Annotated in this window: 24 protein-coding genes; 3 read left to right on the top strand and 21 right to left on the bottom strand. The window is 42.0% G+C overall.

Annotation, left to right across the window (positions count from 1 at the left end; genetic code table 11):
- Positions 1–5: 5 nt before the first annotated feature.
- Both AC07KQ_RS01930 and AC07KQ_RS01925 read right to left on the bottom strand, forming a co-directional pair.
- Complete coding sequence (locus AC07KQ_RS01930; RefSeq protein WP_013245406.1) at positions 6–1,151, bottom strand: glycerate kinase family protein; 1,146 nt, start codon at positions 1,149–1,151, stop codon at positions 6–8.
- Entirely contained in the window at positions 1,148–2,833 is a 1,686-nt protein-coding gene (locus AC07KQ_RS01925; RefSeq protein WP_020751422.1) for a sugar phosphorylase, read from the bottom strand. The genes AC07KQ_RS01930 and AC07KQ_RS01925 overlap by 4 nt, the downstream gene beginning before the upstream one ends.
- A 113-nt stretch (positions 2,834–2,946) precedes the next feature.
- Between AC07KQ_RS01925 and AC07KQ_RS01920 the strand changes: the two genes are divergently transcribed.
- Positions 2,947–3,708: a MurR/RpiR family transcriptional regulator gene (locus AC07KQ_RS01920; RefSeq protein WP_016370166.1), complete on the top strand. Its 762-nt coding sequence runs from the start codon at positions 2,947–2,949 to the stop codon at positions 3,706–3,708.
- A gap of 134 nt (positions 3,709–3,842) precedes the next feature.
- Here AC07KQ_RS01920 and AC07KQ_RS01915 read toward each other — a convergent pair whose 3' ends face one another.
- The 11 genes from AC07KQ_RS01915 to AC07KQ_RS01865 all read right to left on the bottom strand — a co-directional run bounded on the left by AC07KQ_RS01915 (position 3,843) and on the right by AC07KQ_RS01865 (position 14,055).
- The gene (locus tag AC07KQ_RS01915; RefSeq protein WP_020751420.1) at positions 3,843–5,072 is read right to left on the bottom strand and encodes a phosphopentomutase; all 1,230 of its coding nucleotides are present in this window, start codon (positions 5,070–5,072) and stop codon (positions 3,843–3,845) included.
- Between the two features lies 1 nt (position 5,073).
- Complete coding sequence (locus AC07KQ_RS01910; protein WP_020751419.1) at positions 5,074–6,246, bottom strand: YhfX family PLP-dependent enzyme; 1,173 nt, start codon at positions 6,244–6,246, stop codon at positions 5,074–5,076.
- A complete protein-coding gene (locus tag AC07KQ_RS01905; protein ID WP_020751418.1) occupies positions 6,246–7,343 on the bottom strand; it encodes a PLP-dependent transferase in 1,098 nt (365 codons plus the stop codon). Before AC07KQ_RS01905 ends, AC07KQ_RS01910 begins: the two co-directional genes overlap by 1 nt.
- Positions 7,336–8,220, bottom strand: coding sequence for a phosphotriesterase family protein (locus AC07KQ_RS01900; RefSeq protein ID WP_020751417.1), 885 nt, complete (start codon positions 8,218–8,220; stop codon positions 7,336–7,338). Before AC07KQ_RS01900 ends, AC07KQ_RS01905 begins: the two co-directional genes overlap by 8 nt.
- A 30-nt stretch (positions 8,221–8,250) precedes the next feature.
- The gene (locus AC07KQ_RS01895) at positions 8,251–9,546 is read right to left on the bottom strand and encodes a YhfT family protein (protein WP_003573503.1); all 1,296 of its coding nucleotides are present in this window, start codon (positions 9,544–9,546) and stop codon (positions 8,251–8,253) included.
- 60 nt (positions 9,547–9,606) lie between these two features.
- Positions 9,607–9,969 (bottom strand): DUF2620 domain-containing protein, encoded by a 363-nt coding sequence (locus AC07KQ_RS01890; RefSeq protein ID WP_003573501.1) that lies wholly within the window; start codon positions 9,967–9,969, stop codon positions 9,607–9,609.
- Between the two features lies 1 nt (position 9,970).
- Positions 9,971–10,321, bottom strand: a complete 351-nt coding sequence (locus AC07KQ_RS01885; RefSeq protein WP_020751416.1) for a PRD domain-containing protein — start codon at positions 10,319–10,321, stop codon at positions 9,971–9,973.
- Between the two features lie 36 nt (positions 10,322–10,357).
- Positions 10,358–11,272, bottom strand: coding sequence for a GntR family transcriptional regulator YhfZ (yhfZ, locus tag AC07KQ_RS01880; protein ID WP_003597365.1), 915 nt, complete (start codon positions 11,270–11,272; stop codon positions 10,358–10,360).
- A 173-nt stretch (positions 11,273–11,445) separates the two neighbouring features.
- The gene (locus tag AC07KQ_RS01875) at positions 11,446–12,075 is read right to left on the bottom strand and encodes an ABC transporter permease (protein ID WP_016370161.1); all 630 of its coding nucleotides are present in this window, start codon (positions 12,073–12,075) and stop codon (positions 11,446–11,448) included.
- Complete coding sequence (locus AC07KQ_RS01870) at positions 12,072–12,863, bottom strand: osmoprotectant ABC transporter substrate-binding protein (protein WP_274991000.1); 792 nt, start codon at positions 12,861–12,863, stop codon at positions 12,072–12,074. The genes AC07KQ_RS01875 and AC07KQ_RS01870 overlap by 4 nt, the downstream gene beginning before the upstream one ends.
- Before the next feature lie 29 nt (positions 12,864–12,892).
- Positions 12,893–14,055 (bottom strand): IS3-like element ISL1 family transposase gene (locus AC07KQ_RS01865; RefSeq protein ID WP_121496551.1). Its coding sequence is split into 2 segments (ribosomal slippage): positions 12,893–13,815 and positions 13,815–14,055, totalling 1,164 coding nucleotides; the frame shifts between segments, so codons are not numbered across the junction.
- A 238-nt stretch (positions 14,056–14,293) separates the two neighbouring features.
- Here AC07KQ_RS01865 and AC07KQ_RS01860 point away from each other — a divergent pair.
- Positions 14,294–14,692, top strand: a complete 399-nt coding sequence (locus AC07KQ_RS01860) for a pyridoxamine 5'-phosphate oxidase family protein (RefSeq protein WP_003563273.1) — start codon at positions 14,294–14,296, stop codon at positions 14,690–14,692.
- 221 nt (positions 14,693–14,913) lie between these two features.
- Here the strand turns inward: AC07KQ_RS01860 and AC07KQ_RS01855 are convergent, their stop codons facing one another.
- Complete coding sequence (locus tag AC07KQ_RS01855; RefSeq protein ID WP_225437630.1) at positions 14,914–14,985, bottom strand: hypothetical protein; 72 nt, start codon at positions 14,983–14,985, stop codon at positions 14,914–14,916.
- A 312-nt stretch (positions 14,986–15,297) separates the two neighbouring features.
- Here AC07KQ_RS01855 and AC07KQ_RS01850 point away from each other — a divergent pair, with 312 nt between their 5' ends.
- Complete coding sequence (locus AC07KQ_RS01850; protein WP_016386738.1) at positions 15,298–15,435, top strand: hypothetical protein; 138 nt, start codon at positions 15,298–15,300, stop codon at positions 15,433–15,435.
- Between the two features lie 878 nt (positions 15,436–16,313).
- Here AC07KQ_RS01850 and AC07KQ_RS01845 read toward each other — a convergent pair.
- From AC07KQ_RS01845 to AC07KQ_RS01815, 7 genes are all read right to left on the bottom strand, one after another.
- On the bottom strand, positions 16,314–19,364 hold the full coding sequence (locus tag AC07KQ_RS01845; RefSeq protein ID WP_274990997.1) for a bacterial Ig-like domain-containing protein: 3,051 nt from the start codon (positions 19,362–19,364) through the stop codon (positions 16,314–16,316).
- A 717-nt stretch (positions 19,365–20,081) separates the two neighbouring features.
- A complete protein-coding gene (locus tag AC07KQ_RS01840; RefSeq protein ID WP_014951581.1) occupies positions 20,082–20,336 on the bottom strand; it encodes a hypothetical protein in 255 nt (84 codons plus the stop codon).
- Positions 20,337–20,606: 270 nt separating this feature from the next.
- Positions 20,607–21,386, bottom strand: coding sequence for an alpha/beta fold hydrolase (locus AC07KQ_RS01835; protein ID WP_013245401.1), 780 nt, complete (start codon positions 21,384–21,386; stop codon positions 20,607–20,609).
- 554 nt (positions 21,387–21,940) lie between these two features.
- Positions 21,941–22,936, bottom strand: a complete 996-nt coding sequence (locus tag AC07KQ_RS01830) for an ornithine cyclodeaminase family protein (protein ID WP_012490922.1) — start codon at positions 22,934–22,936, stop codon at positions 21,941–21,943.
- A 39-nt stretch (positions 22,937–22,975) separates the two neighbouring features.
- Positions 22,976–23,845: a sulfite exporter TauE/SafE family protein gene (locus AC07KQ_RS01825; protein ID WP_003563257.1), complete on the bottom strand. Its 870-nt coding sequence runs from the start codon at positions 23,843–23,845 to the stop codon at positions 22,976–22,978.
- Positions 23,838–24,668, bottom strand: a complete 831-nt coding sequence (locus tag AC07KQ_RS01820; RefSeq protein WP_003563255.1) for a TrmB family transcriptional regulator — start codon at positions 24,666–24,668, stop codon at positions 23,838–23,840. Before AC07KQ_RS01820 ends, AC07KQ_RS01825 begins: the two co-directional genes overlap by 8 nt.
- 287 nt (positions 24,669–24,955) lie before the next feature.
- Entirely contained in the window at positions 24,956–25,597 is a 642-nt protein-coding gene (locus AC07KQ_RS01815) for a P-loop nucleotide/nucleoside kinase family protein (RefSeq protein WP_013245399.1), read from the bottom strand.
- Positions 25,598–25,708 lie beyond the last annotated feature (111 nt).

The following is a 25,708-nucleotide window of genomic DNA, read 5'->3' as shown; positions in this document are numbered from 1 at the left end:
AATAATTACCCCTCCTGAGGTCTTTGTGCGAATACGTGCTGAATAGTCGACAAAATGTTGTAAGCCGTATTCCCGATATTAGCCAATGTGTTTTCTTTGTTCATCGCATCAGTGAGACTGATAGGACCAGGTTGAATGGAAAAGATGCCAGCAAAGATTTTTGGACAAGTGGCGATTTGTTTGGAACCACATAGGACAACGGTTGGCACCGCATACTTTTCGGCCAATTTCGCCATACCGAAAGGCACCTTGCCAAACGTTGACTGTCGATCAAGTTTGCCTTCTCCAGTAATCACAAGATCAGTTTTTTCAAACAGATCATCCAACCGCAGAAACTTTGCCATTGTTGGAAATCCCTGACATATTTGACCACCAATTAGTTGTAAAGCTCCGCCAAGACCGCCGGCTGCTCCTGCTCCTGCAGACTTGTCTAAATCAGGACCACCTGACTCATGGATATGACTGGCGATCTGATGTGCATTTGTATCCAGTTGGTTGACTTGCTCGAGAGTGGCACCTTTTTGTCGTGCATAAACCTTCGCTGCGCCGCTCTCACCTGAATACGGATTTGTCACGTCGGTGGCGATCATCAAATCACTGTGTAATCGGCTCAGCTTCGATAAATTGATTGACGCTGCTTGTAATAGCAGATTGCCTTCTTCAAGAAGTTGCCCTTTGTTGTCTTTAATGGCGCCATCAAAGGCGCGCAGAACGCCCAAGCCACCATCCGAAACCCCAGTGCCACCAAGGAAGATAAGAATATGGTCAAAATGTTGTTGATCAAGTTTCCTCAATGCAATTCCTAAACCATATGAACTGGCTTGACGAATGGTTTCTGGGCTGGGTACAACCTTATCCAGTCCAACAACACTAGCTGATTCGATAGCGGCATAGTTTTCATTCTCAAAAACAAAAGTAAAGTACGGGGCTTGAATTCTCCGACCAAGTAAATCAATTGTCGTGACCGTCTTCATTTGACCATCAAGGCGCTGTTGAAGTGAAGCAACAGCGCCTTCTCCGCCGTCTGAAACACTCACTGGCCATACCGCGGTTACACCAGCAACCTCTTTAATTGAGCTTGCCACAGCTTGATTCAATTCAGCTGAACTAGCACTTCCTTTAAAGCTATCTATTCCGACAACAACCTTCACTTTGATGCCTCCATCTTCAACCACGCAATACCGTATGGCTTCAGTCGCAAATCATTCCTGACAAGCTTCTCTGATAGCAGCTCTCGACCCTCAATGTTGTGGATAGTTGCTGGCTGACTTGAAACATTTGTAAATGAAATAATCGCTGAGCCATCATCACTAAACCGCTTCACGGCAAAAATCTGCTTTCCAAGTTCTAATACTTCTTGTTTGCCAAACGGATTAAAGGCGATGTTCTTTTGACGAACTTTGAGTAAATGACTGATTCCTGCGTAAACTTTTTGACGATACTGATCTGTCCGTAGCTCATTCTTCAACCGATCATAGTCAACTCTTTCGCGATTAATGCGGCGATTCATACCAGTTTCTTTAACCGCCTTAAGGTCACCTTTAGAGCCAAACATTGAGTGGTAGTAGATCGCTGGTACGCCGACCATTGAGACTAGGATATTGTGTGCCGCGATCATCTTATTGGCCGCTTCTGCATCCGTATCAGTGCTTATTCTTAAAGCATCGCCATAGTTTATATTCAACTCATAAACAGACTTGGTGCCGTCTGGGTTATCTTTGTACGACACTTGCCCATGGTTGGTTAAAACCCGGTCAATGATGCGTTGCCTTTCGTCCGCACTTAAAATGCCTTCAACTGGTCGCAACCCAATACCATCATGTGAAGCAAGAAAGTTGAAGAAAGTGGCTTTACTAGATGGTGCCTGCACAGTTTTAGCCCACTCTTGAAGATGATCAGCATCCCCGGAAATAAAACTATAAAGAACCAATGGCGGTAGCGGAAATTGATAGACTTGGTGCGCTTCGTCATCACCCTGGCCAAAATAGCTGATGTTTTCCTTATTTGGCACATTTGTTTCAGTAATGATCTGAGTATTCGGCGCAAAATGGTCAAGCAGTGTTCGCCACAGTCGGACAATTTCATGGGTCTCCGGGCGATGCATGCAAGTAGTGCCGCTTTCTTTCCAAATAAAACCAATGGCGTCCAAGCGAATCGAGGCCGCGCCCCGCTTTGCATATTCAAGCAACACCTTTGTCTGACGAGCTAACATGAGTGGATCGCCAAAATTAATATCAACTTGATCTTCACTGAAGGTTGTCCAAACCGTCTTAGTTTCACCACGATCATTTTGATAAGTATGAAAAAGTGGCGAAACTCTCGGCCGAATCACCTTTGATGTATCAAAAGTTGGATCAAATTCGATATACGCCTTTTCAAAACCAGCATCATGGTTCATAAAACGCTTAAACCAAAGACTGTTTGCAGACATGTGATTAGCAACAAAATCGAACATCAGCCGCTTTGACTGTCGCAGCGCATAGACGTCCTGCCAATCACCAAGATCCGGATTAATGGCCATGTAATCTGTGACGGAAAACCCATCATCTGATGTATATGGGAACATTGGCAACAGATGGACATCCGTAATTGTCTCGGATAAATACTGGTCAACGACTTGCTTCAAAACTGACAGGCCACGCTCATGCTGTTCCGTAAATGCATCGCCATAAGTGATCAAATAAGCACTTTTCTGAGACAATGGCATAACGGGTCTGAAGTCCGCCAGCTGCTCCGACTTCAACAGATCAGAAAAAATTTGAGTTGCCTGTCGATATTGCCTATCATCTTGATAAATCTGCCGCAAATGTGTCTCGATCTTATCTGCAAACATAGTTCACCTCATCAAAAGTTTCTAACACCTTTTCCACTCCACTTTGGTTATAGCATAGGTAAACTGACGAAACCGTTCTCAAAGCGTATAATTATACGCAACTGGAGGTCAATATGGGATTAATTGAAAAAGAATTCGCTGAACATCTCAGCAACTTATCTGAAACCGAAAAGTATGCGTTTTACTTTATTGATGCGCACCCGTATATCATTCGACAACTCACCTTAACGCAACTTGCTGAACGCCTCGCCACCTCGAACACAACGATTATTCGTATGGCTAAAAAATTAGATCTAGCTGGCTATTCGGAGTTCAAATATCGCGCGATGGCCGCAGTTAAAGAGAATACCCTACCTGATCAAAAGGATTTAATCGGCCAATACCGCCATCTGTTCACAAGCCTGCTCGACAACGTTAACTTTGAACGTTTACGCTACATGGCAACTAAAATTCATGAAGCTAAAACCCTTTACATTGCAGGCGTTGGTCTGACCAAACCAATCGCGGAATATGTTGCCAAGCGCTTCATCCAACTGAATAAACCTACCATCTACAGCTATGAATCACACATCATTGACTTGATCCCCAAACTCACACGCCCACAAGATGTCATCCTCTTCCTCTCTATGAGCGGTGAAACCCAGTCAATTATTCAAGCCGTCAAAAAATTCAGGTATGTTGATCACAACTTATTATTTTCAATCACAAACAATGGCGATAGTTCGCTTGCTAAGATGATGGACGCTAACCTTAGTTCCTCCGTCCCCACCAACCACTTTGAAAATTATGACATCACTTCAAGGGCTTCTTTGATGGTGCAAGCAGATATTTTGATTGAGATTTATATGAACATGTTTGATCAGCCTGAAAACTAACAATAGTCACTCAGCCCGCTGACAAACCGATTTTATCGATGAATTCAGCTTAAGCGATGAGTATGATTGTACAAAAATAGTGACGGATGACGACCCTTCACTGTCATCATCCGCCACTACCATTCATCGCGACATCATGCGTCTAAGTCTGTCCCATCGATAATTCGATGCAAGAAACTCTTACCATTCTCGGGGAATGGTACCTTAAAGAAATCCGAACCCGTCGCACCGACATCAGAAAGTGTCGAACGTTCGCCCACATACTTATTGTGAGTACCTTCCTTGTAAATCAACAAAGGTGTCCGTTCCCGCGTGTGCAGACTAAATCCGATCGTTGGATCATCGCCATGGTCAGCCATGACAATTAAAATATCGTCGCCTGTATAAAGTGGTAAGACATCGGCTAACTGCTTGTCTGCTGTTTCAAGTACTTCAGCGTATCGAACAGGATCTTCGGCGTGACCTGCTAAATCAGTTTCTTGAATGTTCATAAACAGCAGGCCATCTTTCATATCCTTCGACTGTTCAACAAACTTATCAAAAAGATAGTCCGTATCAACACCTGGGAACTTCCGTGGTGTATCAACATTAATGATATCTGCCGTCTTACCAACCAAAGCAACATCAATACCATTTGCGTGCAAAATTGACGGCAGCTGCACCTTAGGATTAATACCATAACCTAAATGAATGACATGATAATCTGTATTATAGACGCCTGATTCCGGCGCTGAAACACCGACATACTTCTCGTGTTCAATTTTCCGAGCTGCCAAAATGTTCTTCAAATCAACGCCTCGTCCACCAAAAGCAATGACCCGCGAGACTTTGACCACGCTGCGAACTGATTCTCCTAAACGCGTAATTTCATCAAATGGCATTTCATCAAGTGCTGCAGTTACGTTATAGACCTGCCCAGGATCTGCTTCGAGATTGTCACCAATTGTCGCACAATGATTAACGAGTAATAATTGGTAGCCGGGATCACCGTAACGTTCGACATTGAATCCATCTTTCTTAACCTGTGCCTCAACTGTATCGATCACTTCATTGAACGGCTGAAGCAGTGGCATCTTAGGCTTTGTACCCATGATTTCTTGATGCGCAAGATAAGAATCAGCGCCATGGTGCATCAGTAAGGAGGTCCCCCAATTTGCTGTCGGCGAAAACTTGTGATCACCTCGTTCTTGGCCAATAGCGTTCATCAAACCTAGCTTTTCCAAATTAGGAATTTTAATCTGTGGTACTGCCTTAATGATATTTAAAGCTGTGTTTGCCCCGATGTCATCTGGGCGAACTTTAGGAACATCATCCATGGCACCAACACCAAAACTATCTAAAACAATGACACCGTATTTGCCCATGCTATTGCATCCCTTCTGGTAATTTTTTCCCTTGACTATCATATAAACCAACTAATTCAGGTGTTTTGTCAGCGGTGTGTAATCCTCGAACCAAAGCGACTGTGCTTCGGGTGACAAAAATTTGCGTACGAAAAGCCATGATCACTGGCAAGCCTGACTTAAACTGCTGATCTAGTTCCAAGTAATAGTCGATATTCGAATTTTCAAGTGGTAACACATGTGCATGTGTGTATTGATCACCATCTTGAATTAAGGCATTCTTTAAGTGACCACGCCGGTACCAGCCGCCTCCGAAAATGTAACTGTGAGGGCCAAATGTATGAGAAACTTCGCTCACGTAACAGTAGGCAGGCTTCTCAGGTTGTTCCTTAACCGCATGCAGCGGTGTCGTCCCTGTCAGCGCATGCCCAGGTTCGCCTTCGTTACCGCCAAGTTGCTTAATCAATGGCAATGAGGTAGTTGAGGTCGCTGACGGCAAGCTCACGACCTGTGCCTTTAGACCATGTTTGCTAAAAATACTTTTAGCTTCGTCAATTGTTTTGACATTTGCTGTCGCTGCAAAATCTTCTTGTGACTCGTTATATAGAATCGCCGGAAATGTCGTTATGCCAACAAGCGCGATATTCGACAGTGTTTTAAGCTGCTCAAGCTGCTTGTCTAGTTCCGCTAAGGTAAAACCTCCAGTTTGGCCTGGATAAATATCATCACCATTGCCCATAACTTTAAGTAGCACCTTTTGCTTGATACCGACTTCCTTTGCTGCTTCATTCAACGCTTGGGTGTTTTCGAGTGAATACATCGTGACGTATTTTGTTCCATACTTCAGAAGACGAGTGAGAAAATGCTTTGGCGGTTGGACCAAATGCCCGACATTGCCTAAGGCCAGTCCGTTTTCCATAAAAGTTTCAGCCTCACGAAAATCAACCACCACAGCCTCTGGGATGCCAGCGTTAACAACTTCCTGCGCAATCACAGGATTACGACCAACTTGTTTCGTCATATAAAGTAACTCAACATGGTTTTTTTTAGCTTCAGCAACCATATGAGTTGTGTTTTGATGAATCATATCCAAATCAATCACATACGTATCCGGTAAAATTTTCCCCGAATGATGCAATTCAAAGGCATATTGAATTAATTCTGGATTTAGTTTTTCCAATTGTTTTAAGAACATTACGCCATCACCTTCTCGACACTTTCCGCTAAGATCCTCATGATGGTGTCAGCACCGCAACGATATGGATTGATTCGAATCGTTGTTTTTAATAGATTTGGATCAAACTTTTTAAAGGTACCCGATACACGGTAGAACATTGGCACAATCTCATACTTCGACTCGGCACCCACAGGATTTGGTGCTGCACCAAGGTCATTTGTATATTTCAAAACTTTTTCCGCAATCGGTTGGTTAAATTCAACCAACAAAACTTTTGACTGAGCATTTGCCACATACGCCTCGGAAATGCCAGGAATCTCGTTCCCATTCAATCGCTCAACTAATTCAGTGACAACATTCGCTTGAGCAGCCAATGCAACCGGTGCATAAGTCAGTCCACGTAAAACATCAATTGCTTCGTGTCCTTGTACTTGTGAGCCGCCTGAATAATTCTCGGATCGCAATTTTTGGATGGCAGATTTGGCACCAACAATACAACCAATACCTTCCGGCCCTAGCAATTTAAATGTTGAAAAGCAACTTAGATTAGCGCCAAGTTCAACGCCAATCTTGTGAACTTTCATGACAGCATAATTATCATCCGTCACAATCGGAACTGACGGATATCGTTGCTTAAAGAATGCCAGGACCTTTGCCATATCATACGAATCATCTGGCTTTTGTCGCGTATATTGAACAAGAATACCGTCCGGCGACTCAGGCAGTTGTTGATGATTCAGATCATTAAAGTCAGCTCGAATCGTTCGTAATGACATCATCTCAATTGATGTTTGTGTGGTCGGATAAATGGGTGCATCGTGAACGAGTAAAGTCTGACCAGCCCTCAGATAACTGTGCAAAGCCATCCGAATTGCCGCTGTTCCTGCACCTCGAACTAACATGGCAGCTTCAGCGTGAAAATATGCGGCAAGAATTTCCTCTACTTTTTTGGTATAGCGCGGTTGATTAAGCCCCGGCACAACGCCTAAATCACCACGACTGAGAAATTCAGACCCCTTAAAATGCTGGGTAATCTCATCAACTAAACGAAATTGCTTCCGCAGCGCTTCGTCATATCCGATGCTTTCTAATGGATAAGTTTTAAAACTAGGCATTGATATCACCGTAGATTCTTTGAGGATTTGCTTCTATCATTTTGTTGATGAAAGTCTCAGAAATGCCCGCATCCTGCAGCTGAGGAATAAATGAATCAAGTAAATAAGCATAACCATTCCCCCCATTAGCCTTCAGATGTGATTTACGCGTAATATCCATGGACAAAACGACTTGATCCGTAAAACCGGCGGCGTCAATCGCTTTTAACATCTCAACGCGCGTTGCATCAGGCATATAATTATTTTTGCCAATTGTGTCAAACTCCACATTAATACCAGTTTTCAACATATCTAAGACGTAGTCGGCACTGCCTGTCAGATCAACATGTCCGATAACAATGTGTTTAAGATCCGCATGCTGTCGTTTAAAGAAATCAACCTGTTCACGACCCAGCGTTCCAATTGAGGTATGCGTGCTTATCGGACAACCAGTTTCCTGCTGGGCAATGACCGCTGCCTGGAAAACTTTTTCTTCAGCTGCCGTCCACTGACCTTTCGATGTTGCAATTTCGCCAATTACACCAGCCTTAATATCTGTTCCTTTAATACCGACTTGAATATCTTTAATCATCTGTTCAGCTAACTGACTAACAGACAACCGAAAGACTTCAATTGGTAAAAAGGCGTCTTGATAGAACCCAGTACATTGCACAATGTTGATGCCAGATTCTTTTGCTACTCTATTAGCATATGGAATATTTCGACCCATACCTTTGTTCGTCATGCTAATAACATTACGAACACCTTTTTGATAAAGATCCTTGAATTCTGCAATCACTTGATCAATGGCATCAAGATGACAATCCTCGTTTTGCTTGACTTCAGATAAATCAATTGGAATGTGTTCATGAGCATAAACCTTACCTGGTAATAACATGTTTCCTCCCCTTAATGCGCTCGCCATCGACTAAAACAGATGTACGATTCGTAACAGATTCAGCAAAATTCCAAGCGCGATAGCAGCAATTGGTCCCACTGCCATATCAACAAGAGGCTTTTTCAGCTTCTTGTTCAGCAGCCAGACTCCGATCACCCAGAAGTAACCAAGGTTTGGCGCCATCTTATTGCAGGCCAACGCAGCACCAATCAGCAAGGCGATCGCAATCGTATCCGTTAGAGAAGTTCGAATATGTTCACCCATATCACGCAACCCAGGGAATTTATCCAAACCTTTAGCAGTACCAGCAAGTGCTTGGACTTCAATCCACATCCAAACAAATCCGGCAATAAACGCAACAATCGGATTGCCTTTCAATAAAAGGCCAATTGCAAAGATGATCGTGGTGCCGGCCATGCCATAGACACCAGTTACAATGGCAGTAGAGAAGACAAGCGGAATAAATCCAATCGCACGAGCCAATGTTGCAATGGCGGCTTCCATGACTTGGCCTTTAACCAATAACTGTTGCGGCAAAACATCAACCGCAATAATCAAGACACTTGATGCGGCAGTAATTAAGCCACCCATGATGGACAACCAAATCCAATTCTTTTTAATCCGAGAAACTCGGGCCGAAAAGACGTTTACCAGACTTGCATTTGATGTGCCTTCGCCTTTAATTTGAGCGGCAAAGTAAAGCATGAATAACATTGCGACTAAGAGTGACATTCCAATTGGGTTTAACGTGATTTTTATCCCATTGCCAACTGAGAAAACCCCAAATTTTGTGGCAAGAAGGTAAGCAACAAATGTCGCCCCAAATGTGATCATGCCTTTCTTTGCCCCATGCTGACTGGCAACTGCAAGTGCTGGGAATGCACAGAAAGCTAACAAAATCGGCCCGCCTAGCAGTGACAACGCTCCTAGGAAGTTAACGGGAAGCATTTTGAACGCTGAAACAATAAATGAAAGGCCAAACAGAAGCCCAACACCATACACGGCACCAACAACACCAGCCAGTGCAGTGCCCCATTTGTTGGCTGGGGTCCATGTGCCGATAATATCAGCAGCAAGTAGAATACTATGCGCTACCAAGATTGTTGAGCCAATAGATACCGGAATTCCAAAGCCGATAATTAAGCCAAAACTAACGGCAAAACTGGTAGCAGCCAATTCTTTGCGATCAATCTTGCCTTCCAGATACTCTGGCATAATTGGTCGCAAGCCATCATTAAAGACCGCAATGCCGCGATTGGCTAAAATCGAACCCACGCCTCCGACTAACGCGATTAACACGTAGTCTACTAAGACCGAAATATTCATTTTGACACCTTCCTCTTCTCAATATACAAAATACCGTATATTGACTTATGACATAAAAGTTTACTTCGTCAGATATTTTGCAAGAATTGGTAAAATCGTGTCCTTCGTGTTAATCGTAAAGCCAAATGCAATCTTCCCATTGTCGATGCCCTCTTTGATGTCCGCTTCAGATAAAACTTTCGAGGGTGATGCAACTGTCAGTGTCTTACTTGAGCCTAATAACGCGGTCGCCATTGCTAAGGCGCCGCCAGCACCGGTCTCGCAAGCACCAATATAAAAGTCTGCCTTGTTATCTTTGACTGCCATGGCTGCATCAAGATCGCTCTTGACACTAATCTCAACATCTTTCCCCGCGGTCAGTTTCTCAAGTGACTGCCTCAACTCATCCTTACCCATCTGACCACCAATGACGATTCTTGTCATATTAACCCCTCCTCAAAATATTAACCAAATGCATGATAATGTAGCGTGTTTCAAAATCCGAAAATTCAACTGGCCGAGATGCCGCGACATGTTGCCAGATACTTAAAGCTTTCTGGTATGCTGGATCGGCTGTCACTTCTTCCCAAAGATTATCTGGCAACGCATCCACAGGTTCTTGCTTATGACTGCGTTCTAATGCAACTGATAAATGAATCAAGAACATCTCGGAGTCTCGCTCGCCCACTGTTCGAACCAAATATTGATCAACTAAACGAATGAATGCAAGATCCTCATCACTCAACTTGCCCACATCATATAAGATCTGCAATTTTTTAGCGGTTTCGTCGCTCACATTGTCTCACCTCCTAAAATGGGGTATATCTCTCAATTAGTATTCTGGTAAAACTTCTCCTGAAATCACTTGTTTTTGAATGGCTGTCACTTCCTTAAAGTCCACGTAATCACCAATTACTCTTTTAACAAATCCATTTCCCTTGGCACAAAGAATGGCAGCTCGAGATGCACGCTTAACCATTGGGTCTTTGATCATCTGATAACTCAGTGGATAATTTTTTGACTTCACCTCGTCAAGATTCCAAATAGCTGCGTCAATTTCACCTGCAACTATTCGCTGGACAATTTGATTATAGGGAGACTCGACCAACTCAACTTTGTGCTTCTCTAAGATTTTGTTCGTCATCAACTTATAATCGAGTGAATGCGAATCAATCCCGATACGCAGGCCATCGCGCATTTTGAAATCCTGATCCCCCTTATAAACAATGACGTGTTGAGATACGTAGGAACCTTCAGGCATAATCCCAACGACATCAACGTCATGGTGTTCAGCCAAGTAATCAGCAGTAAGTGCTGACACGATAATGAAATCGTAACGATTGCGCTGCAACCCTTCTAAACGATTCACAGATCCATTGACGTACGCAACATTTAGACCTAGCTTCTGATTCTTGAACGCCTTATAGAGGCCTGTCCCTAAGCCTTCATAATGTTTGGTATACGGAAGTGGCATCGCACACACAACATTCCGATAATCCAAATAGGACAGAAGCTTATCTTGGTCCTGAGCTACTAAAAAGGACCCGAGATGACCCTTAGAAATCGTTGAAATAGCGCCATCAGCCTTCATCAATTCAAGTCCCGCTTGAATAGTGCCACGCGACAATTCGGACTCGTTGATCATTTCAGTAACTGTGGGCACACGATCGCCAACCTTCAGAACAAAGAATTTCTTTGCTAAGAAGATGAGTGCTAATCCTTTTTTTTGATATTGATAAGCCTGCATTTGTGACACTCCTAGCTTAATATACTGTTTTCTGTATATTTAATTTACACGGTTATTGTAAGCCTTTGCAGAAATTTAGTCAATAAAGTAATCTAACTCTCTTTTCCAGAGCAGATTAATAGACCTGCTTAAAGTTTAGGTTTTTGATTTCAAGCTGTCGCACAACTCAGCGCTCATTCTTCACTAGTACCAATAATCCACTTAAAGAGTACATCTACCCCGATTGCAATAAGCACACAAAGTCCAGAACCAATTATGATAACTGGAGAACCATTTGTAATATTAACTCCTCTGAGAATTATATCCCCCAATCCACCGGCACCGACAAAAGATCCAATGGCGGTAACACCCACAGCCATCACAAGGGCAGTTCGGACACCTGCCAAAATTATTGGAGCAGCCAATGGTATCATAACTATCCACAAAGTTTGAAACTTGCTCATACCAATACTTCGAGCGTTTTCAATGTAAATTGGATCAACATTTTTTAAGCCAACTGTTGTATTTTTCACAATCGGTAGCAATGAATAAACGACAACAGCGGCTAACACTGTCCGTTGGCCTAATCCCATAAACATCAAAAGAATTGTTAGAAGCGCGATTGAAGGAACTGTTTGAAAAATATTGATCAAATTCGTAACAAAGAATTCACTTTTCTGATGATTTGAAAGAAATATTCCAAGGGGAAACCCGATAAAGAAAGTTATCACAACCCCAAGCGTTGAAATGTAGAGATGGATGCCAATTTGATTCAAGATATATGAGAAATTGGTAGATAAATAATCCAGAGATTCCTGTATCATTTTTTCTCCCCCTCTTCAAAGTACTTATGCTTTTCTAAAAACTCTTTAGCTACCTTTTGCGGCTCAAGCATTTCATCATCAGCCTGAAAATTTAATTTTTGCATAGTTTTTGTATCAATAGTTCCTGATAATTTATTTAAGATACCCTTTAATTTAGGATATCTTTGCAGTGTGTCTTTTGAAAGAACAAAGCTCGCGGCGTATGGCGGGAAGAACTTTTTATCGTCCTTCAGCATAACTAGATCATAGCTTCCGATTCTACCATCAGTTGAATATCCCAAAATGACATCAAGTTCCTTATTAACGAGAGCATCGTACAAAATTCCCACCTGCATTGGATAAACATCTCGAAACTTCATGCCATAATATTTGCTGAAAGCCAGATATCCGTCGCCTGCTCGTTTGTACCATGCCTGATCAGTCCCCAAAGATAGTCTACTAGCAACTCTCCTTAGATCGCTGACTGTTTTTAGATGGTATTTTTTTGCAGTTTCTTTTGTTACTAAAAATGTGAATTGGTTTGAAAAGCCGTATCCGTCTGACCAATAATATCCAAATCTTCTTTCGAACTGAGTCTGAACTGTTCTCAACGTCTTCGTTGGATCTTTTTCTGTCTTTTCTCCGAGTGTGGTTACTAAATCAGTTCCCGTATACCTTGTGGCTGATATATCTAAGTCTCCTCTTTGCATTGCCTGCTGATCTATCGTAGCTGTTCCTAAGTTGTTCAGAAACTCTACTTTATTATCTGTATAATGTTCAATCATCTCTGAAACTAAGCTCCCAAGAATGGGAAGTCAACACTTTTTCGGACAGTTTGCTAAGCGACTTTTTGTGAAGCTTGGTCATACAAGGAAAGCCATGCTACTGGTGCAAGATAGTCTAAGCGTGCTTGTACCCTTACGCGGTTGTAAAAGGTCTCGATGTAAGCGAAGACTTGCGCTCTCAGTTCATTGATATCTTTAAATTGTATCTGATAAATGAGCTCTTTCTTCATGATGGCAAAGAAGCTTTCGCTCCAAGCGTTATCACCCGGTTTTCCCAATGCTGAGAAGCTACGTTGCCAATGATATTGGTTGACCAACTTTGTCACTGCTTTGGCCGTGTATTGGCTACCACGGTCACTATGAAAAATACACGTTTCTGGCAAAGCCCACCTTTGGTGGGCTTGTTTAAGTGTCGCTAAGACTAAATCCGTGTCCATATGATTGGATATTTGATGAGCTAACACTAGGTTGCTGTTCAAATCCCTTATTTGGCAAATGTAAGCTTTTCCTTCTGATGTTGTCGTCTGTGTAATGTCACTTGATAAGGCTTCAAACGGCTTAAAAGATTGGTGTTTCACTAGATTGGGATAATCACCTTGACGAGCAAGGCGGCTATCGGTCAAACTCTTCGGATGACGACAACGTAGCGTTGAATACAGACCGGCATCAGCCATCAGACGGGCAACTCGGTGATAGGAAGCTTTATTACCATTTTTACGCAATAAACCGCAGATGCGTTTGGGCCCGTAAGTGCCCTGTCCTTGATCAAAAAAGTGTTTGATTCGTTGACGATATTGCCTTTCTTTGGCGTTTCGCTTTGGCAAAGCTCTCCGCCAAGCATAATAACCACTCGTTGATACGTCTAACAAACGCGCCCACCTTACCACAGAAACAGAGGTTTCCCTCAACATAAAAGCATACTTATCGCTGGGGGTTACTTCTGGAGACTGGCAAAGTAGGCGGCGGCTTTTTTTAACATATCACGCTCCAATGCTAATTCGGCATTTTCACGTTTTAAGGCACGGTTCTCAGCTTCTAAAGAAGCAAACGGTGTTTGCTTTCCATCTTCGGTATATAGCTTCCGCCAACGATACAGGGCACTTTCAGGAACACCAAGTTCGGAGGCAATGATTTTAACTGGTTTGGAAGAGTTAAAACTCAAATGTACCGCATTTTTCTTAAAATCTTGGTCGTAGCGATTGCGTGAATAGGTCATTTTGAGGACTCCTTTCGGATAAATCAATTCTCTTATGTTTCTGTCCGAAATTCTAGTACAGACCCATATAAACATGTTTGCTTAACCAATTTACAAAACAAGGGAATCTTTTTAAACCTTCCGTGATCCTAGTCTGCGATGTTCATCTTGGGACATAGGATTGACAAAATAGTATCTCAACAATATATTTACTAAAAGTAAATAAATAGCCAGTATTACGTTGATAGGAGAAAATCAAATGGTAAATCTTACAGAAGAAATGAAAAATATGTTAAAGAATCAGCTCCCCTTTCTAGCTACAACAGGAAAAGATGGCAAGCCTCAAGTTGGTCCCAAGGGTTCACTACATGTCTTAGATGACTCACATTTAATCTACTTTGAGCACACCTTTAGGCAGGCCTATAATAATCTCTCGAACAACCATTTGGCGGCGGTTGCGGTTGCTGATAGAGGCGCTCAAAAGGGATTTCGCTTTGAGGGAACGGCTCATATTCATGAAGCAGATGACTTTGCTAATCAGATTCTAGATAAAACTAACATCTTTGATCGTTTCCCACGCGCTGGCGTGGTGGTCATTGATGTTGAACGAATCTATAAATTGGATAATACCTTAGAAGCTGGCATTCAAATTGCATAAGTGTCTCAAACCAAATTCAGCCAATTAAGCGGGAAGATCTTCAAAAGTTCGACTTGATACAAGCGCCATTTCATCTCATTAAGCATTCGTTTGCAAGTAACTTTGTCATACTTTTTATAAGTAATGGGCAGACTTCGAACTTTGGCTCTACGTCGACTGATGTTGAAGAATAAATTTATCATTTGAGGCGGTTCTCCATTTGGGGAGCCGTCTTTGTCGTATTATACTGTGATTTTTTTGAAGAAGTTCTGCTGATTTTTGAAGCCAAAACAGGATCGTTTGAGTGACTCGATGAGGCGGTTAATCCCTTCGATCGGACCGTTGGAATAGGGCTGGTGATGGCATTGAGAACAGCGACTTTGTGTCGCTTAAGTGTTGCGATCGTCATGTCTATTGCCGCACCGTTTGGCTCGCAAGTAGCTAACAGGTTGGCCAGGTTGGCCAGGTTTGTGGGATGTTTCCTCACCATCAGAGCATCATGAAGCGCTAAATAGGTCTCATATGTTTGCTTGAACTTGGGTGAAACCCTCATGAATATTTGCCTGATAAGCTGCATTCACATCCATAGGGACAGTCGGAACCTGAGTGCGTTCAGCAAGAGAATAATGGGCGATGAAGAAATTCTTAATCATGCAGTTGATTTGATCACCAAGCAAGGCGCCAATATATGTGAACCAGCAAAGAGAGATAAACAAGACTGGTGCCGTGAGTGGAACGGAATTCGTCAAAACAGCGGCGCATAGGTAGGCGTCGGACCGGTCGAAATTTGAGATTTTGGTCGACAAACAGTTGAATCAAGGAAACTGAGATCCCGACAATGCGGACAATTGTTTTGACTGGTAGTCGCTCAAAACCAATTTCATGATCGGGGCCTTTATGTAATTAGCAAGCGTGTGATCGGGTTGCAAGAGCGGCGTCTTGGCACCGACCATGTGACAAAAGTCGCAATAGCGTCACCGGGACCACGACTGGTAGTACCTCGACTTCGTTGAAGACACGCGCATGGGTTGTGTCAACCCCAATAACGTATCGTGCCTCAAAACCTCAAGTGAACACTAGGTGAATCGATAGGTAGTTGGCATCTATCAAATGATACTTGCAGCGATACGGCCCATTGTTTCGATACTCATGACGAACAAAGGCACTTATCCGATATTTAAAGAACGGACAGTGTAGGATCATATTGAAACATTTACTCCTCACCTCGCTTACTTTTTGTTTCAATGCTACCAAACATAGCATAGAAACTGAGTAAGTGTTTTTTTGCATTATCAAAAAAGACGACTTTCACTATGAAAAGTCGTCCCGAACGATTAGCTTATTTTACTAATACGCATTCTTGCAGCTTCTTCTCGCTACAAAAATATTTAATATCAAATCTTATGGCACATGCTCTTATTGACGTTCGCGTCTGTAAGGTTTAGAGAGACTATAGATGAATAAGCCAAGAACTGAAAGGATTCCAATCAGTCTCACGCTATTATTATTGGCATCTCTCTTATTTTGTATCTTTTGGTTATTCGGTGATTGTCATTGGTGTTTTGCGACATACTCTTCTTAAAGTTCTTTGTCACAACAATATCACTAATAAAGCAGCCGAACAGACTTTGTCAGTCACTAATTAGTTTTGCTTACGTTTTCGATCTATGCCAAGTATTCCTAGCAAGGTACTAATAGCAACGATTAGTCCGCCCCATAAACTGGCTTCAATACCTTCCCGTTCTCCTGTACGCGGCAAACGTGTTCCCGAATTGCCAGAAATTACCGTTTGCGTGGAATCAGTTGGAATAGTTGGGTTGGTTGGGTTGGTTGGATTAGTCGGGTTAGTCGGGTTAGTTGGATTAGTTGGATTCGAGTGTTTTGCTAATACAGTAATTGTTACAGTCTTCTGGAAAACATTTCCTTCTTGATCAGTATATGAATACGTAACTTTATATTTTCCAGGAACATTAGAATCAACTGTACCTTCAACCACAATTTCTCTAAAGTCAATTACATTTCCTTCAGCATCCGTGCCACCATCAAAATTGTTTTGTGGCGTCCAAGAATCACCTTGATCAATTGTGGAGTCATGACCATTAATATTTGCCTTTGAGGAAACAACCGTAATCGTTGCCTTAGCACTGACTTGGTTCCCACCTGCATCAGTGTAGCTATAGGTCACTTCATACTTGCCTGGCTGGGTTGGATCAACACTTCCGGATACATTTACACTCTTGAAATCAATCCCATTGCCGTCGGCATCAGTAGCGCTCACGAAATTATCCGCCGCATTCCACTTGGTGTCTGGGCCAGCCACTAAAGTGCTGTCCTTTGCTTTAATTGATGCCTTTGTGGAAACAACCGTAATCGTTGCCTTGGCACTGACTTGGTTCCCACCTGCATCAGTGTAGCTATAGGTCACTTCATAATCGCCCGGCTTGGTTGGATCAACACTTCCGGATACATTTACACTCTTGGCATCAATCCCATTGCCGTCGGCATCAGTGGCGCTCACGAAATTATCCGCCGCATTCCACTTGGTGTCTGGGCCAGCCACTAAAGTGCTGTCCTTTGCTTTAATTGATGCCTTTGTGGAAACAACCGTAATCGTTGCCTTCGCACTGACTTGGTTCCCACCTGCATCAGTGTAGCTATAGGTCACTTCATATTTGCCTGGCTGGGTTGGATCAACACTTCCGGATACATTTACACTCTTGAAATCAATCCCATTGCCGTCGGCATCAGTAGCGCTCACGAAATTATCCGCCGCATTCCACTTGGTGTCTGGGCCAGCCACTAAAGTGCTGTCCTTTGCTTTAATTGATGCCTTTGTGGAAACAACCGTAATCGTTGCCTTCGCACTGACTTGATTCCCACCTGCATCAGTGTAGCTATAGGTCACTTCATAATCGCCCGGCTTGGTTGGATCAACACTTCCGGATACATTTACACTCTTGGCATCAATCCCATTGCCGTCGGCATCAGTAGCGCTCACGAAATTATCTGCCGCATTCCACTTGGTGTCTGGGCCAGCCACTAAAGTGCTGTCCTTTGCCTTGGTACTAGTTTGATCTGCCTTTACGGTGATGGTAGATGTTGTTGTACTTGTATTTCCGGAACTATTCGTCACTGCATACGCGATAGTATATGTACCTGCAGCATTCGTATCGTCAAGTTTAAACCCACCTATTTCTTTAATAGTTATATTTTTGCTAATATCTCCATCTGTTTGATCTTTTGCCGTGGCTAATGCTAACAGATCAGATTCAGATAACTTTTGAGTACTGTATATCGTTTTATCACTTGCAGTGATATTAGGCGTGAAGGATCCATTGCTCGTGGGAACATATTTTCCATGAGCCGTACCATTTACACTAGTTGCAGCCCCAGAAGGATCCAACGCTGTTAAAACTGAATTTAAAGTAGGCTTATCATTAATACTTGCGGTTTTCACAAAAAAAGTGACTGCAACACTGTTATTTCCAGTTCTGGGCAGTGAACCGATATTAAGCGTAAAGCCTTTACCATCAGCATCCCAAACAATATTTGGATTAAGCATGGCCGTATATGAGCCAATCCGACCAATAGATATAACAATGGACTTCTGATCAATGACGTAATCTGAATTAACTTTAAGAACGCCATCAGTATAGTCAGAAGATGAAGTGTTGAAATAGCCAGCCGTGAATTTCATTGCATTCTGACTATATATATAAGTACCAGTATTGTTTGCAGTACCACCAACATAATTATTGAAATAATCTTTGCTAAAAGGAGCGCCCCATACATCGCTAGGATATACGCCTGACCCCAAGACATTCCATCCTCCACCGCCATTCGTTTTGACGTAAAGATTTGTGTTGGATGGTGTCAAAACAACACTTTGGTTGTTTTTATTATCATTATAAGTCGACGTAATTGGATAAGTTCTTATATTGTTATTTCCTGAAATATCTAAGGGGTTTCCATAAATTGAAAACACTATTGGATCAGTGGTGGTCCAATTTATGTCTTCCGTCGCAGTTAAAGTAATTGTGTTTGTTGAAGGACTCTTTGTCATACTAAAATAAGGAGCTCCTCCAGATAAGCCAACGGTATTATAATTTAAGCCCTGGCTATCTACATTTAGAACAATCGTATCACCAGCATGTAGCTCTTGTTTCCCAATAATCGTGCTAAGTGAAAAAGTAAATGTGACAGAATTATCGCCATTAACTGGTGAGGAGCTTGTTCCAAGACCGTCTGAGGTCATTGAAACATTCGCTCCAGAAACCGAGCTTAAAGTCGCATTAACCTTTGTGCTTTCATTAGAAGAATTGCTTGAAGCAATAGTATTATTGCTAGAGGTTTTATTAGTTGGAACATTATTCGTTAATTGGTTGTCACCACTATTAGTAGAGTTATTTGCTGCAGTGTTAGCATTAATTGTCGGATTAATGCTTGTCTTGCTTAGAGCCGAGCTTTCAGTAGACCCCTGATTAAGCTGTTCATTTGTTTTTTGAGGAGAGTCTTGATATCCATTGGATGCGTTTTTGGCAGTGTTTGCCTCGCTATTTAAAGTATCAGCATGAACCGAAGTATCGTTGCTTATAAGACCAGAAAGGCTAACTGTAGCTAATGTAATTGCCGCAAAAGCCCAATATTTGCCTTTTTTGTACATTTTGTAGTGTTGTTTAGTATCAAAGATCATATGTTAATCTCCTTAAATTTAAATTCATATACTTGGTTGTCTTGCTTATTTGTCTGGTGATAGGCACTTTATGTTAATAAATAAATAAGCAGGCAACATAAAGCAACATGATAATAGCACAAAAGCCACAATTGAAATGTCAAAAAATAGAAAAATTTTTTCGATATTTTGGTTTAATCGGTTGCTGAGGCATTAAGCAGCCCCCAGATTGCTGAAAAATTTAACTTTAAGCAAATCAAAAAATTAATTACTTGGATTTCACCAAAATCAATTCAAAAATTCGTAGCCTGTTTAAATTCAGTAGAAAGTCGGCTCCTACGCTGTAGTTTCTGACATAATTAGTTTGTACGATAATTAACAGATTAGAGATATTTAAAACAAATACAGCCGTTCGATACATAGCGGAGCTTAAGCAGTCCTTGACCGATCTTCATCACTAAGGCATGAAACAATTTTTGTTTTAAGTTGGCTAAAAAGGAGATTCGGCATGTTTTAGCCTTTTATCCGATCTAATATCCTTCTGGAAACCATCAATTGTTGCAACCATATTGAAGGTCATTCCTTGACAATGCGACAAAGTGCTTTAAGCTGCCGTTTTTCTTCCGTCGTTAGTTCGAGTGGATAGCGTTGATTGTTTTTTTTACCATCATTTGTGCGCCATTTAAAAAGTGCCATCACTTTCCATGAGATTGAAAAGTGATGGCACTTATTTGCTGCTTAATGCATTCTATAGCTAAGTAACAGGTTTATCAGAAGTAACAAGCTACAAGAAAATGATGCAGATTGAAGTGAAATTGAATCCTTGAAAATAAATGTTTCCGAAATAATTAAAACAATCTCTATGACCGCAATAATAATCAAGAAGGCTCGGTTATATCGTCCCGCTCGCGTTGCGACTTTTTCTTTGCGTGTTAGCCAAATGATGATGAATATCAAAATTATTGATAATAAGTTAAAAATCGCTAAGGCCATTTTGCCCGCCCTTCTGCACTATGCTATCCGCTACACCCTTGATGGAACACAAAAGCCTCGATTTCAAGGTAGTCAAAGCTCATAGATAAAGGGATAAAAAAGTGACAACGTGTTGACCAATTTCTAAAGGACTTTGGTACCCGCTTTTACGTTATCCTCTCAAGCATGTGTTACGTTTTCCATTATTGGTCAGCAGACGCATACTCACTTTTAAAACTAGCAAATGTGTTGGTTCTTGTTGAGTTGATGATACCTGACGCTATTGCCATTTTAGCGAGCGACTGTTTCGATAAAATCATCAACAACATGGTGGTAGGCTGTTGGCATCTCAAGTCGTTGAAGATGTCCTGATTTAAAGACCACAAAGCAAGCATTCGGAATATACTTCTGAATCTCAATTCCCTTTGATGGCCCATTGACGGGATCATACAAACCACTCGTAATCAAGGTCGGACATGTGATTTTTGGCAATTCATTTCTAAAATCAAATGCCGTTATAGATCTTAGCGCTCTATCTTCATCCTCAGGAGACAAGCTGTTTTTTTGAAATCCTGAATCCGTTAGTTGCTTGATATTACCCTTATCAATGGTTAAGTGGCGAATCCAATAATCTCTCCTTTCAACTTTGTCTAAGGGGATATTGTCATTCTTTGCCGTGTCAGCAAGCGCTGATGCTGGATTATGCGCAGCCGAGACATTCAAAATCAAGCCACTTAAGTCTTGTGGAATTTTGGTTGCAACTGCTTCTGCTATGTAGCTTCCCAAGGAGCCACCGTACAAGACAAAATTGTGCAAATTCAGTTTTGAGATGACTGCTAATGCATCTTCGATATGGTTCTCTAGGGTAAATGGATGCTTTGGATGATCTGAAGCTCCATGGCCTCGAAGGTCATAACGATAAACATGGTGATTTTTAGTTAGAAACGGCAAATCCGTATCATAAGTCTCTTTACAGTCAGTAACACCGTGAATTAGAAGTATTGGGCTTCCTTCTCCATGAACATCATATGATATCCTAGTTCCGTCTTTTACAGTAATATACTCAGACATAAAACTGCCTCCTTAGTTATTGACCAAACATTGTCATTATATCATTTGGTTTACAGTATGCACGAATAACCGTCATTAACAAAAAATATTAAACAAAAATTATATTATAAACATAGCATCAGCAATTTTTGATGTAGGCTTTCCATCTTACTTTCGTCATTTCAATAACAAATATACTATTAATTCTATTTATATACATCAAAGCTATTTATTAACATTAATGCTATCTGTAGGAATTGAACTCTGGCAGGATCACCTGTATCATGCACGTCGTTCTCAAAGTGTTCCATATCCCCCGCAGTACCTACTATGACTGGTTAAGGTGCAACGATTAATGCCAAGAAAGGATCAAATAACTAACGCTGCTAATGCGCTTTGCGGGACAGCTTTAAGTGACCCTTGAAGACCCTATGTCTCACGTGATAAATCTCCTGCAACTTAAGAAAGGCGTCTTGATTAAGAATTTTCACTCTCAATCAAGACGCCTTTTGCTTAGTCTCTATTCAGCCTTGCAGTTTTAAATAATGCCGACCAACATTTAATCCTTCAATCTACTACAGATCAATCGTAGTCCCTTTGTCTGCTTTCGCCGCCGCTTGTAAAATTTTTTCAGCAACAACGACATCTAAAACGGCGGTGCCAACGGCCTTGAACAATGTGATTTGGTCATGGCTATCTCGGCCTTTAATATCGCCATTAATAAGTTGTCCTAACTCACCTGAATACTGATCTTTTGAAACCAGCCCATTCTTCAGTGGACTGATCATATCTCCCGCTTCGGCTAATACGCCATCCATCGTATCAAAGATAACAATATCTGCCTGTTTAACTAGTTCTGCGGGGATCTCATGCATTTGCGGAGTGTATGCGCCGATACCGTTGATATGTGCTCCCGATTTAACATCGGCAGCATCAAAAGTCGCCTGTTTTGATGTTGTGACCGATGTGATAATATCAGATGCTCGAATAGCCTTTTGTAAGTCAACTGCTGGGAGAATTTCAACCTTAAATTGCTTACCAAAGCGTCTTGTCATGTCCTGTGCAAACTTTGCAGCACGATCTTTATCAATATCTGAAACGTAAACACGCGTCAATTGACGAACGTTTAGCATGGCCTCTAGTTGTGTTGGTGCCTGACCGCCAGTACCGATGAGCGTTGCCACTTTTGCATCAGGGTTAGCCATCAAATCAGTGGCTGCACCTTGAAGCGCACCTGTTCGAAGCTGAGTAAGGTAAGTACCGTCAATAATTGCTGACACAATACCAGTCTTTGGGTTCAGACTAACCATTGTTGCGGGAACGCTAGGAAGACCCTTATCAATGTTATTAGGGTAAACGGATACGATCTTCACACCCAATGCTGGTTCTTTACCGGCTGCATAACCAGGCATGTAAAGACTTTGCCCATTATCAGGTTTGACATCAATATTCGTTCTCAATGGAACGGTGGCATCACCCTTTGAATATGCTGCCAGTGCAATCTTATCATCAGCGATTGCATCTTTCATTGAGTAAACTGCTTGAACATCCTTTTTCGTTAAAACGCGCATCATAATCCTCCTATAATTGTTGAACCTGAAACAGCAATGCTATGCTTCTCCCTTTTGACGCAAGGACAATGCCATGCTGATTGCGGAATAAAGTAGCACAATGATAACCAGCCACTGTAACATACTAGTATCTAAGCTTTTAACGAAAAAGACGGCAACTAAGACACCCAGCACACCAAAAGTTGAAGTGAATAATGTGATTTTTCGACTATAATCAGCCAACTTAACGAATTGAATCGAACTCGTTGAAACTGAGAATGTTGCGGCTCCCATCATGATTGGAAAAGCAGCTGATGGATTGAGCCCCATCGCATAAACCGTGGCCATCGTCAAAGCATAGGAACCAATACCGATGTTGTTAAGAGCACCGTAAATGAACAGCAGGATTGCAGTTAGCATTAATTTCCAGCCAGATAAGCTCGTTGCTGTTCCGTTAGCAGGAATCCAATTGAACTTACCCGCTAAAATCATTAACGCGGCAATAATCAGACCTGCTGTCACAAACTTCTTAATTGTGTTAGCTGGCAGTTTAACAACAAACCTAGGTCCGATGTAAGCACCAATGACTGCCGCGATGATACATACGGCTAGCGTTTTAATATCGACAGTAATGGCGGTGATGTAAGAAAGTGCCATTGCAGCAACGGGGACAACACATTGCGTGTTTAAGGTGCCTGGCAGTTTCTTAATTGAAACCCATTTAGCCTTAGGGTAAAGTGCCGTACTGATAGCAAAATCAGAAATGCCAAAAGTTGAAAGTAAGAAAATAATAAATGAGCTAAATGGCAATGCCCATGTCGTTGCAGGTTCCGACATAACCTCTGAACGATGCCGGAGCAAGTCACGGATAAAGTAAAATACAAAGCCTAAATTAATTAGTACGATTAATCCCAATAAGATCTTAATCATGAGCATTCTTCCCTTTTCTATCCATCATATAAATATCTCTGACGCCTTCGAGATCCGGACCAAACGCCTTCTTTGCTGCTGCATCTAAAGTTTCCAGCGTTCTCAGATCATACGCATCGTGAATCACATATTCTTGCGCAATGAAAACAAACGAATGATTTCTCGTATAGATGACATCATCACCTTCATCCCCGAAAGTGCCATAAAGAACCTCAGCACCATCAATGACGGCATTAACCCACCGGCCGCCGAAGTCCAGTAGTTTATCACGTTCAAACCAGTGCGGATATACTCGTGTAAAAGGCATGTGATAGTCATGACGATTACTAAACAGAATGACGACGAAATGATCAAGAATCTTAGAAAGTCGTGTTAGTTCTCCTAAAATGTCCGAACTGATATCTTCTTTCCAGATTTGTAAGTAAAGCGACTTCTCGCAATGCGCTAATAAGTCTGACAGTTTGTCCTGTGTCTGTTTTCTGTTGGGAATTGAATAAATCAGTTCACCATCTTGTTTAGTCTCCACATTCGCTAATCGTGTTTTTATTCGTGCCAACTGGGCAGAAGCTTGGTGTCCGAGTGTTGTCACTAATTCATCAGCAGAGATAACGTTGTAATACGTTGGATCACTCTTGCTTGCCAAAACAATGCCACGTTCCGTCATACGATTCAGAACTTCATAGATTTTTGACCGCGGAATACCTGATCGTTTTGCGATTTCGTACCCGGTACTCGCTGGTAATTGAAGCATCGTGACGTAACACTGACTCTCGTACTTAGAAAAATGAAACTGCTTGAACAAGTCTGTTAGTTCAGGATCCACAATTCATCATCTCCCCTCAGAAATGAAAGTATCAAAATGGTAGCTACCAACAGTAACTACTATAAGTGAATTTATTCACTAGTCAAGATTATTTTTAAATAAAGTTGAACCTTTTTTTTCCAAAACTCTTGATAAACAGCTTTCTATTTAAACAAATCTAACATTCTCTTTTGTGCACTTCGTTACAATTACAAAAATCCCCACAAAAATAACCTTGTTTCCAAAGCTCGGGACAAGGTTATTTGAAAGCTATTATTAAAAATCGCAAGTCTTGATAACTGATTTCACTATCGGGTTAAGAATTCAACGCCTCTAATCGCTTCTCTCAACGCCTCCACCAACCCCCGATAATCCACTGCCCCATAATCATTCACATCCACTCGAATCAACTGACCAAGCTGAAACGTCTGGTAGCCTCGATCTTGCACGCGATTGCTAAACACTTCAAATGTCGGCATGCCATCAGGCGTTTCGCTGATGTTTTCGAGTGTATCACCGCGATGATAGTGATTCATGAGATGACCAAGATGACGGGGATCGGATAGGTCGCGTTTTCGCTGGCGATCGTAGAGTACCTTGATGTCTGCTTCTAATCTGATGGTGATAACCGCATAGTGATGTTTGGCTGCCAATTTTTCGAGAGCTGGTTTTTGCAATCGGCTGAAGGGATAGTCGCCCAGAATCATTTTGTGTTCCTGCATCAGCATGCCAATGCCGCGGTAGTATCGTGCTCTCGCTTCTGCATCGAGGAGTTGCTTTTCCTCAAGATTATCAAAGCCTAACTCATCGTAAAGATGTTCTTTAAAAAGATCGAGCGGCAGGGAGACGAATCCGCTGATTGCTTGCATGATCTTATTTGCAGTATACGTTTTCCCTGTGCCTGGCGCACCTGCTAGCAGGACCAAGATCTGCTTTTGATCGCTCATCATGTCATCCTCTCCTCTAGACGGGCTCCCTAGCTCGGAAGTCTTCGTTTAAGGACCTTGATCGCAATTCATCACAGTCACACATCGACTTCTAGCCGGGTTACGCTCTTCCCC

The sequence above is a fragment of the Lacticaseibacillus sp. YLM2-1 genome (assembly GCF_056583465.1).
This window is presented reverse-complemented; position numbering and strand designations above follow the sequence as displayed.